Origin of the sequence: Pseudodesulfovibrio pelocollis, from assembly GCF_030282845.1 — a bacterium.
Classification (GTDB): Bacteria; Desulfobacterota; Desulfovibrionia; order Desulfovibrionales; family Desulfovibrionaceae; genus Pseudodesulfovibrio; species Pseudodesulfovibrio pelocollis.
Map to the genome: position 1 here is coordinate 70,627 of NZ_JASTWE010000010.1, position 8,717 is coordinate 79,343.

General features: G+C 62.9%; 7 protein-coding genes. 4 read left to right on the forward strand and 3 right to left on the reverse strand.

What is annotated here, in order from left to right; all coding sequences use genetic code 11:
- The first annotated feature begins 65 nt into the window (after positions 1–65).
- From QQS14_RS05620 to QQS14_RS05635, 4 genes are all read left to right on the forward strand, one after another.
- Entirely contained in the window at positions 66–1,352 is a 1,287-nt protein-coding gene (locus QQS14_RS05620) for a TolC family protein (protein ID WP_285905967.1), read from the forward strand.
- A 72-nt stretch (positions 1,353–1,424) separates the two neighbouring features.
- Complete coding sequence (locus QQS14_RS05625) at positions 1,425–3,113, forward strand: peptidase domain-containing ABC transporter (RefSeq protein ID WP_285905969.1); 1,689 nt, start codon at positions 1,425–1,427, stop codon at positions 3,111–3,113.
- A gap of 8 nt (positions 3,114–3,121) precedes the next feature.
- Positions 3,122–4,588, forward strand: a complete 1,467-nt coding sequence (locus tag QQS14_RS05630; RefSeq protein ID WP_285905971.1) for an HlyD family type I secretion periplasmic adaptor subunit — start codon at positions 3,122–3,124, stop codon at positions 4,586–4,588.
- Between the two features lie 198 nt (positions 4,589–4,786).
- The gene (locus tag QQS14_RS05635; protein WP_285905973.1) at positions 4,787–4,969 is read left to right on the forward strand and encodes a ferredoxin; all 183 of its coding nucleotides are present in this window, start codon (positions 4,787–4,789) and stop codon (positions 4,967–4,969) included.
- A gap of 59 nt (positions 4,970–5,028) precedes the next feature.
- Here QQS14_RS05635 and QQS14_RS05640 read toward each other — a convergent pair whose 3' ends face one another.
- From QQS14_RS05640 to QQS14_RS05650, 3 genes are all read right to left on the reverse strand, one after another.
- On the reverse strand, positions 5,029–5,478 hold the full coding sequence (locus QQS14_RS05640; protein WP_285905974.1) for a DUF1499 domain-containing protein: 450 nt from the start codon (positions 5,476–5,478) through the stop codon (positions 5,029–5,031).
- A 58-nt stretch (positions 5,479–5,536) separates the two neighbouring features.
- Entirely contained in the window at positions 5,537–6,487 is a 951-nt protein-coding gene (locus QQS14_RS05645) for a DMT family transporter (RefSeq protein WP_285905976.1), read from the reverse strand.
- A gap of 396 nt (positions 6,488–6,883) precedes the next feature.
- Positions 6,884–8,554: a SulP family inorganic anion transporter gene (locus tag QQS14_RS05650; protein ID WP_285905978.1), complete on the reverse strand. Its 1,671-nt coding sequence runs from the start codon at positions 8,552–8,554 to the stop codon at positions 6,884–6,886.
- Positions 8,555–8,717: the final 163 nt, after the last annotated feature.

An 8,717-nucleotide genomic window follows, 5' to 3' on the forward strand; every position in this document is an offset into this window, starting at 1 on the left:
TGTCCGGAACATACACGCGGAGTTCGGTTTTGAAAAGTCGCCACACGTATCTTTGTCTTGGTTTGATGGCGTTGGTTTGTCTTTTCCTCTCCATTGCCCCGGCCGCAGCGCAGCAGGAGAGGAACCTCGACATCAACGCCCTGCTGCGTGAGCTGGTGCAGACCCATGACCGCGTCAAGGCCGCCGAGGCGCAGTATGAGGCGGTCAAGCATCAGTACAAGCGGGCCCAGGGCGGCTGGTATCCCAAGGTGGACGCCAAGGCCGAGGGGGGACGCGAGAACCTGACCAAGCCCCTGGAAACCGAAACCCAGATGAACCGGAACATGCAGAAGCTCACGGCCACCCAGCGGCTCTACGACTTCGGCGCCACCACCGGCACCATCGACTCGGCGGCCGGTCGGGTCATGGAATACGAGGCCCTGCTCGACCGGACCAAGCAGGTGGTCATCGCCTCGGGCATCACCGCCTATCTCAGGGTCGTGCGCTCGCGCGAACTGCTCAAGTACGCCCGTCGCTCCGAGCAGAGCATGATAGAGCTTTCCGGCATGCAGGAGGTGCTGGTGCAGCGCGGGGCCGGGTATTCCTACGAGGAACTCCAGGTCAAGGGCCAGTTGGCCGGTGCCCAGTCCTACCGGGTCACGCAGGAGCGCGAGGTTCAGATTTCCATCAACAATTTCAAATCCGTGTTCGGCTTCACCCCCACGCAGGAAGAAGTGGACCGGATGAACGCCATCCCCCTGCCAAGGCAATTCATTCCCGCCACCCTGGAAGAGGCCGTGGAAGTGGCCTTTGACACCAACCCGGTACTGCTTGAGACCGCCTACACCATGGACAGGCTCCAGGGCGACCTCAAGGCCCAGGAGGCCACCTATTATCCCCGGTTCGACGCCGTGCTCGAAGGCGAGCGCAAGGAGAACGACCAGGGCAGCACCGGCGTGCGCTCCGAGCAGCGCGCCTCGCTCATGATGACCTACAACATCTTCTCCGGTTTTCAGGACGCCGAGGCCATCAGGTCCATCAAGTCCGAGATGACCGGGGCCAACCGGACCCTGCTCGACAGGCGCAGGACCGTGGAGGAAAGCGTTCGCAATGCATGGCTCGAACTGACGACCCTGCGGCAGAACTCCGAACTCTACGAGAATCAGGCCAACATCACCTGGGAGTTCCTCGGTCTGGTCAAGAAGAAGAAGGCCATGGGCGAGGACGTCCGCCTCCTTGACATCCTGGTGGGCGAACGCGACTACATCTCGTCCATCAGCGCCAAGGTGGCCACGGACATCGACATCATCATCGCCGCCTACACGCTGCTCTACGAGATGGGCGTCATCACCGAGGACACCACGAGAATGTAAGGCCGACGGGACGCGCCCCTTGGGGTGCGTTTCCGTTTTTTTGCGGCATATCGGCAGGCACGGGGAGGGGGCATGCACGAGCTATTGAGACGCCTTTTCCGGTCCAAGCCCCTGGCGGTGCAGATTTTCGTGGCCTCGTTCTTCGTCAATCTTCTGTTCCTCGCCTCGCCCATCTTCGTCATCCAGATTCTCAGCCGCTACGTGGGCTACGGCTTCGACGGCACCCTCTACACCCTGACCGGCGGCATGCTCATCGCCCTGGTCCTGGGCATGGCCTTCACCGCGATCCGCACCCGCATGTGCGCCGTGGTCAGCGAGGAGCCGGACAAGAAGTTGCAGGCCGCGGTGCTCGACTCCCTGGCCCGGGTCAAGGCATCGGCCCTGGAGCGGGTCCCCCAGGCCAGAATCCAGGAGATCATGGCCGGGCCCCAGGTGGTCCAGAGCGCTTACGAGGCCTCGCACATCGCCGCAGTGCTCGACATGCCGTTTTTCCTGCTCTTCCTGCTGGCCATCACGGCCCTGAGCCCCTGGCTGGGGCTGATCACGCTGCTGGCAGCCATTGCCACGCTGGTGGCCGGGCGCATGAACATGACCCGCGCCAGGGCCACCGACACCATCATGCGCGAGGAACTGATCCGCCATCGAGGGACCGTGCACTCGGCCATCCAGGGGGCGGAAACTGTGCGCGCCTTCCACGCCGCTCCGTTCCTGAGCAGGATATGGAACGAGCAGGTGGGGCGGCTCATGGACCTCAAGGCCCGCGTGGTCGGCCAGAAGAGCTGGGGACTGGCCGTGGTCCAGGGGCTCAGCGCGCTGCTGCGGGTGATGATCTACGCCGTGGGCGCCAAGCTGGTGGTCTCCGGCGACCTGACGGTGGGGGCGCTCATTGGCATCAGCATTCTTTCGGCCAAGGCGTTGCAGATTTCCACCGGCTTCATGCAGTCGGTCCAGCTCATGGGACAGGCGGACGACGCCATGCGCATGATCCGCGAGTTCATGAATCTGCCCAGGGAATCGGCCGGGGGCACGGCCATGAAGCAATTCTCCGGCCGCCTGGAGTTCAAGGATGTGGCCATCGCCTTTCCCGGTGCCACCGGGCCGCTCTTCGAGTCCCTGAACCTCGTGGTGGAGCCGGGAACCGTGGTGGGCGTGTTCGGGGCCAACGGCGCTGGCAAGACCACCCTGGCACGGCTCGTGGCCGGGCTGCTCGAACCCGGCCGGGGGCAGATCCTGGCCGACGGGGTCGATCTGCGCCAGCTTGCGCCGGAGTGGTGGCGCAGGCAGGTCATGTACATGCCCCAGGAGCCGACCCTGCTCAACGGCACCTATCGCGACAACCTGACCCTGCTCGACCCCGAGGCGGACGCCGCCCGGCTCAACGAGGTGGTGCGCAGGGCCGATCTGCGCCGCTTTCTCGACGCCACGGCCACCGGCCTGGACACGCCAGTGACTGAGGGCGGACGCAGCCTGCCCCTTGGCATCCGCAAGCGGCTGGCCATCGCCCGGGCTCTGGTGGCCCAGGGCAGGCTGGCCATCTTCGACGAGCCCACCGAAGGGCTGGACGCAGAGGGGTGCGAGGCGGTCTTCCAGATTCTCAACGGTCTGGCCCGCGATGGCGTGACCCTGGTTATCGTCTCCAGGGACCCCAGTATCGTCAAGGGCTACGGCATGGTCATCGACCTCAACTCCAAACCCGTGCCCAAGATCGGCCTGGTCCAGAAAAAACCCGTGGCCCCTGAGCAGGCCACCTCGAAATCGTAGGCAATTCCATGGCAAACGCTGACGGCAAACACGAAATCGACCGCGTCACGCGGACCTTTTTCCATTTGTGTGTGGCCTTTTGCGTCAGTTTTTTCGTCTGGGCCTCCTTCAGCCCGCTGGACATCGTCAGCGACGCCGTGGGCGAGGTCATTCCCAGTTCGCGGGTCAAGCGCATCCAGCATCTTGAGGGCGGCATCGTGCGCAGCATCCTGGTGCGCGAGGGCGATCTGGTGGAGACGGGGCAACCCCTGGTGGAGCTTGAGACCACGGCCAGCGACTCCACAGTGGCTGAATTGAACATCCGCATCAATTCACTTGAGGCAGAGGTGGCCCGCCTGGAGGCGGAATCGCGCTGGTTCGCCGCGCCCGCAGCCCCCGAGGTCTCGGCACCGGACAACGGGGCGGCGACAGAGGGGGTGGAGAACGAGAACGGGGCTGACAAGAACGGGGAGAACGGGAACGGGAGCAACGCCATCCGGCAGCCCGCCTCGTCGGGTGCTGCGATCCTCAAGCCCGAGCTGCGGGTCGATCCCTATGCCGTTGGTATCGAGTTTCCAGCCCGGCTCCTGGCCGAGGCCCCGGGCGTGGCCGATCAGGCGCGCGAGTTCTACGAGGCGCGCCGCGACAGGTTCATCAACGATCTCAACGCCCAGCGCGAGAAGATCACCCAGCGAGAGCAGGACGTACAGGAAATCACTGTCAGAATCCGCAACCAGCGCCAGGGCCTGACTTACGTGCGCGAGCAGATCGCCATCAGCGATGAACTGCTCAAGGACAAGCTGACATCACGCTACAAGCACCTGGGATTCCTCAAGGAGGAATCGACCCTCGTCAGCCGCATCCAGGAGGACGAGGCAGCCCTGATCAGGGCCGGTTCGGCCCTCACGGCCGCGCGCGACAGTCTTGAGCAGTTGTTCAACGCCTTCCACGAGGAGGTCCAGGACACGCTGCGCAAGTCGCGCCGCGAACTGCTGGAATTCTCCCAACGGCTGCGAAAGATGTCGGACAGCCTGGATCGCACGGTCATCCGCTCGCCAGCCAACGGTATCGTCAAGTCCGTGTATATCATGGGCGAGGGCGAGGTGGTCCAATCCGGCATGACCGTGCTGGACATCGTCCCGGCCGGTGACAAACTGGTCATCGAGGCCCATCTTCCCCTGGGTGACATCGGCTATGTCCAGCTGGGGCAGGCGGCCACGGTCAGGCTGTCCACTGGCGACGCCCGCATGTACGGCAATCTCGAGGGCATTGTCACCGGCATCAGCCCGGACGCCATTACCAAGGAGGATGTGGGCACCTTCTACAAGGTGCTCGTGGAGACCGAGAACGACCGGTTCGAGAAGGACGGACGCCGCTACCAACTCTATCCCGGCATGCGCGTGCTCGTGGGCATCAAGACCGGAGAGCGCACGGTGATGGAATATCTCGTCTATCCCTATTTCGACACCCTCTACCACGGCCTGCGCGAGCGCTAGCCCCCTTGCGTGACAACAGCCGGGAACGGCGCGCCGATAGGGCAGGTCGTTCTCTGGCCTCTGGCGCGGCATCCGATCAACTGGTGCCTTTTCGCGCCAGAGAGAAAAAAGGTTGCATCAAAAATGTATCAGGGGGTATAGGGATGACAGTCACGAGCGTGTCAGAAGTTCACCCAATTTGATTCAGGAGGTTCCAACATGGGTATAGTCATTGACCCGGATGAGTGCATCGGCTGCGAGTCCTGCGTGGAGATCTGTCCCGACGTCTTCGAGATGGACGGCGACGGCGAAAAGGCCCTTGTGACCAATCCCGATTCCACTGCGGATTGCGTTGATGAAGCCATTGAGACCTGCCCCAACGAGGCGATTTCCAGGGATTAAGCAATCCCGACCCAAACAGAAACGGCCGCCCAAGCGGCCGTTTTTGCGTTCTGCGCCGATCAGCTGCTTCGGCGGATGGTGAAGACCTTCCTCAATTCCTCGACCCGGTTCCGGCTGGCATGGACATCAATCCTCCCCACGCGCGACGCGCAGCGGACCTCGATGACCCCGCGCCCCTGGTCATAGTAGCACTCCATATCCTCCACGAAGCGCATCACCCCGCTGGTGAACTCGGCCCGCAGGTAGGGGCCGTCCATGACCACCACGGTGGAGCCGAACATGGATTCGATGGCGTTGGCGAGATCGACCATGACCACGTCCAGGCCTCCGCGGGCCGCGATGGGGGCGATGTGGTGTTCGTCCGTGGCCTGGGAGGAAACGCAGTTGGAGCCTTGGGCGCAGGCCGCGAATCGGCCGTCGCGCATGCCCAGGCCTTCCGGTGTTTTGACCGAACAGCCGACCAGAAGCAGGGTGGACACGGCCAGGAAGAGGGCGATGTAATGTTTCATGCCCAGTAATCTAAAGCAATCGACTTGAGAAAATCAACGCTTTTGCTGTGCGGCGCGATCATCGCCGCCGAGTGGCCAGCACCACGCCGGAAAAAATGAGCACGAACCCGATGCCGTGCCATGGCGTGATGGGCTGGCCGAGCAGCAGGGCGGCGGCAAGGCCGCTGAACACCGGGGTCAGGTATTGGAAGAGCGAGGCCGTGCCGGGGCCGATGAGGGAGACCGCCGAACTCCAGAGGAAAAAGGCGGCCAGGGACGCGCCAAGGCCTGTGTAGAGCGCGGCTCCGACGATGCCGGGGGTCATCTCCCAGGCGGGCCGGAACCCCTGCTCGATGATGGCCGCCGGAATCAGGGGGATGACGCCGATGAGGAAGGTCACGCCCAGATAGGATTGCAGGCTGACGCTCTGCGCGCGCCGCTTGATCAGGATGCTGTAGACCGCCCAGAGCAGCCCGGCCAGCAGCATGGTCAGGTCGCCCGACCGGAATTTCAGCTCGCGCAGCACATCAAGGTCGCCCCTGGTGGCGATGGCGACCATGCCGCAGATGGCCACCAGAAGGCCCGTCCATCTGAACAGGCTGATCTTTTCACCCAGAAACAGGCGCGAGAGCAGCACGACAAACACCGGCGTGGTCCCTGCCAGCAGGGCCAGGTTGACCGTGTCGGTGGTCCTGGCGCTGATGTAGATGAGGGTGTTGAAGATCGTCACCCCGGTCAGGGCGGAGGCGCACAGCGGCAGCATGTTCTCGCGGATGGCGGGCCATTCCCGCCGTATGCGGCCGATGACAAAGGGGAGGAAAAACACCGTGGCCGTGGTCCAGCGCAGGGCGGCCAGGGTGATGGGCGGCAGATCGTCCACAAACCCGCTGGCGATGACGAAGTTGCCCGACCAGATGACGACGGCGAGCAGGGCGTGGACGAATCCGAGGGTCCGGGGTTGCAGCATGATGGGCGAGTGATAGGGAATCCAGGGCCGGATGGCAAGGCGCTTAGCCAGGACGGCCCACATTTTTTTCGATTGTCACTTGCCATTACCAATTTAGAGGCATACGACTAGAATCGGATAAAAGAAACCGATATTTGAATGTGTGGCAAATCGTTGTTCCTGTTCAGTTGCCCGGGGCATCCGGGCTGGATCTGGTTTATTTGGTGAGGCGTGTTAACTGTTTTAAATTGTTAAATTAACTTATTGGACTGGGGGCTACCGTGGAATACGTATTACCTTTAGGGCTGCTGGCCGCTGTCATCGCCTTTGGCCTCTATTTCTTCCTCAAGCAGAAATAGGGATGTGACAGGGAGTTGAATTGCCGACGGGGAGGGTGGTGATGTCCTTCCAAAACCGAACCGCCGTCTCGCAGATCATGCGAGGCGGCGGTTTCGATTGTGTCCGGCAGCGGCTGAGTGGTCACACGGGGATTTTCCTGTCCGCCACGATCTTGGAAACAGCGGCGGAGAAATCGGGAAAGATGTTCTCCTCGCCGACAAAGGCCTCGGTGCCCATGCGGAGCATCACATGGCGCGTGCGCTCGTTCACCCCGGAGAGCATGACGTGAATGCCGAGGGATCTGGCTCTGCGGATGACCGTCTCCAGGGCCTCCATCCCGCTTGCATCCATCACGGGCACGTTGCGCATGCACAGGACGAGGATCTTCGGCCTCTTGCGGGTGAAGTTCAAAATGTCCACGAATCGCTGGGCAAAGCCGAAGAAGAGGGGGCCGTTGACTTCGTAGACCACCACCTGCTCATTGCCGCTCAGTTCGTCGTGCGTTTCCTCTTCGGGTAGGCCGGAGTCGATGTCCGTGATGTCCGAGAGTTCGCTCATGCGCTTCATGAACAGCAGCGCGGCCAGGACCACGCCCACCTGCACGGCCACCGTGATGTCCACGAAGACCGTCAGTCCGAAGGCGATGATCATGACGCTCGAATCGGACTTGGGAGCGCGCAGCAGGCGGCGGACCTTGTGCAGCTCCGACATGTCCCAGGCCACAATCATCAGCACCGCCGAGAGGCTGGCCAGCGGAATCCGGGAGGCCAGCGGCGCGCAGACCAGAATGAAGAGAAGCACGGTCAGGGCGTGGATGATGCCGGAGACGGGCGAGTAGGCCCCGGAGCGGATGTTGGTGGCCGTGCGCGCGATGGCTCCGGTGGCCGGGAGCCCGCCGAACAGGGCGCAGCCCACGTTGGCCACACCCTGGGCCACCAGCTCGGTGGAGGGGTTGTGCTTGTCGCCGCTCATGCCGTCGGCCACCGTGGCGCTGAGCAGGGATTCGATGCCCGCCAGCAGCGCGATGGTCAGGGCGTCGGGCAGGATGTCGGCCAGGCTGAAATCGAAATTCCAGAAGGGCGTCAATGACGGCAGGGACGAGGGAATGCCGCCGAAGCGGCTGCCGATGGTCTCGGTGTCCACATTGAAGGCGAGGCAGGCCAGCGTGGCCACGACAATGCCCACGATGGGGGCCGGGATGCGCGGGGAATATCGGCGCACGACAAGCATGCAGACCATTGTCAGCGCCCCGATGCCCAGGGTCGGCAGGTGCAGCGAGGTGACGTTGTCGAAGCAGGCCCTGGCTATCTCCACCACCCCCGAAGGGGAGTTCGGAAAGGTGAAGCCGAAGAAGTCCCTGATCTGGGTGATGAAGATGATGGTGCCGATTCCCGTGGTGAACCCGGCGGTGACCGGATAGGGGATGTACTGGAGCAGGCGACCCAGCCCGAACAGGCCCATGACCACCAGCATCAGGCCCGCCAGGATCGTCGCCACCACGAGGCCTTCATAGCCATGCCGGGCGATGACGCCGGAGATGATGACCACAAAGGCGCCGGTGGGGCCACCGATCTGGAAGCGGGTGCCGCCCATGGCCGAGATGACGAACCCGGCGATGATGGCCGTGGCCAGCCCGGCCTGGGGCGTGGCCCCGGAGGCGATGGCAAAGGCCATGGCCAGCGGCAGGGCGACGATGCCCACGGTCACGCCCGCGGCAACGTCCTTGCGCAGCCCGGCCACGGGGTAGCCGTCTTTTAGGAATGAAAAAAGGGTCGGAAGACCATAACCACATTTCTTGATATACGATACCATTGAGAAAACTCCATTACGGTGATCTCTCCGTGGGGCGCAGTCGGTGGTTTTGTGAAGGCAAACCAGAGTCTGGAGGCTCGCGCGGAAAAGCGACTTTGAGCGCGCATTGACAGAAAAGTCAACATAAAAAATGATATTGAAAATTGAACGGTTGGGGGGGGTG

Bases quoted from the DNA above. Each gene is read 5' to 3' on its own strand.
- QQS14_RS05620 (WP_285905967.1), top strand. From the start codon at position 66: ATGGCGTTGGTTTGTCTTTTCCTCTCCATTGCCCCGGCCGCAGCGCAG.
- QQS14_RS05625 (WP_285905969.1), top strand. From the start codon at position 1,425: ATGCACGAGCTATTGAGACGCCTTTTCCGGTCCAAGCCCCTGGCGGTG.
- QQS14_RS05630 (WP_285905971.1), top strand. From the start codon at position 3,122: ATGGCAAACGCTGACGGCAAACACGAAATCGACCGCGTCACGCGGACC.
- QQS14_RS05635 (WP_285905973.1), top strand. From the start codon at position 4,787: ATGGGTATAGTCATTGACCCGGATGAGTGCATCGGCTGCGAGTCCTGC.
- QQS14_RS05640 (WP_285905974.1), bottom strand. From the start codon at position 5,478: ATGAAACATTACATCGCCCTCTTCCTGGCCGTGTCCACCCTGCTTCTG.
- QQS14_RS05645 (WP_285905976.1), bottom strand. From the start codon at position 6,487: ATGTGGGCCGTCCTGGCTAAGCGCCTTGCCATCCGGCCCTGGATTCCC.
- QQS14_RS05650 (WP_285905978.1), bottom strand. From the start codon at position 8,554: ATGGTATCGTATATCAAGAAATGTGGTTATGGTCTTCCGACCCTTTTT.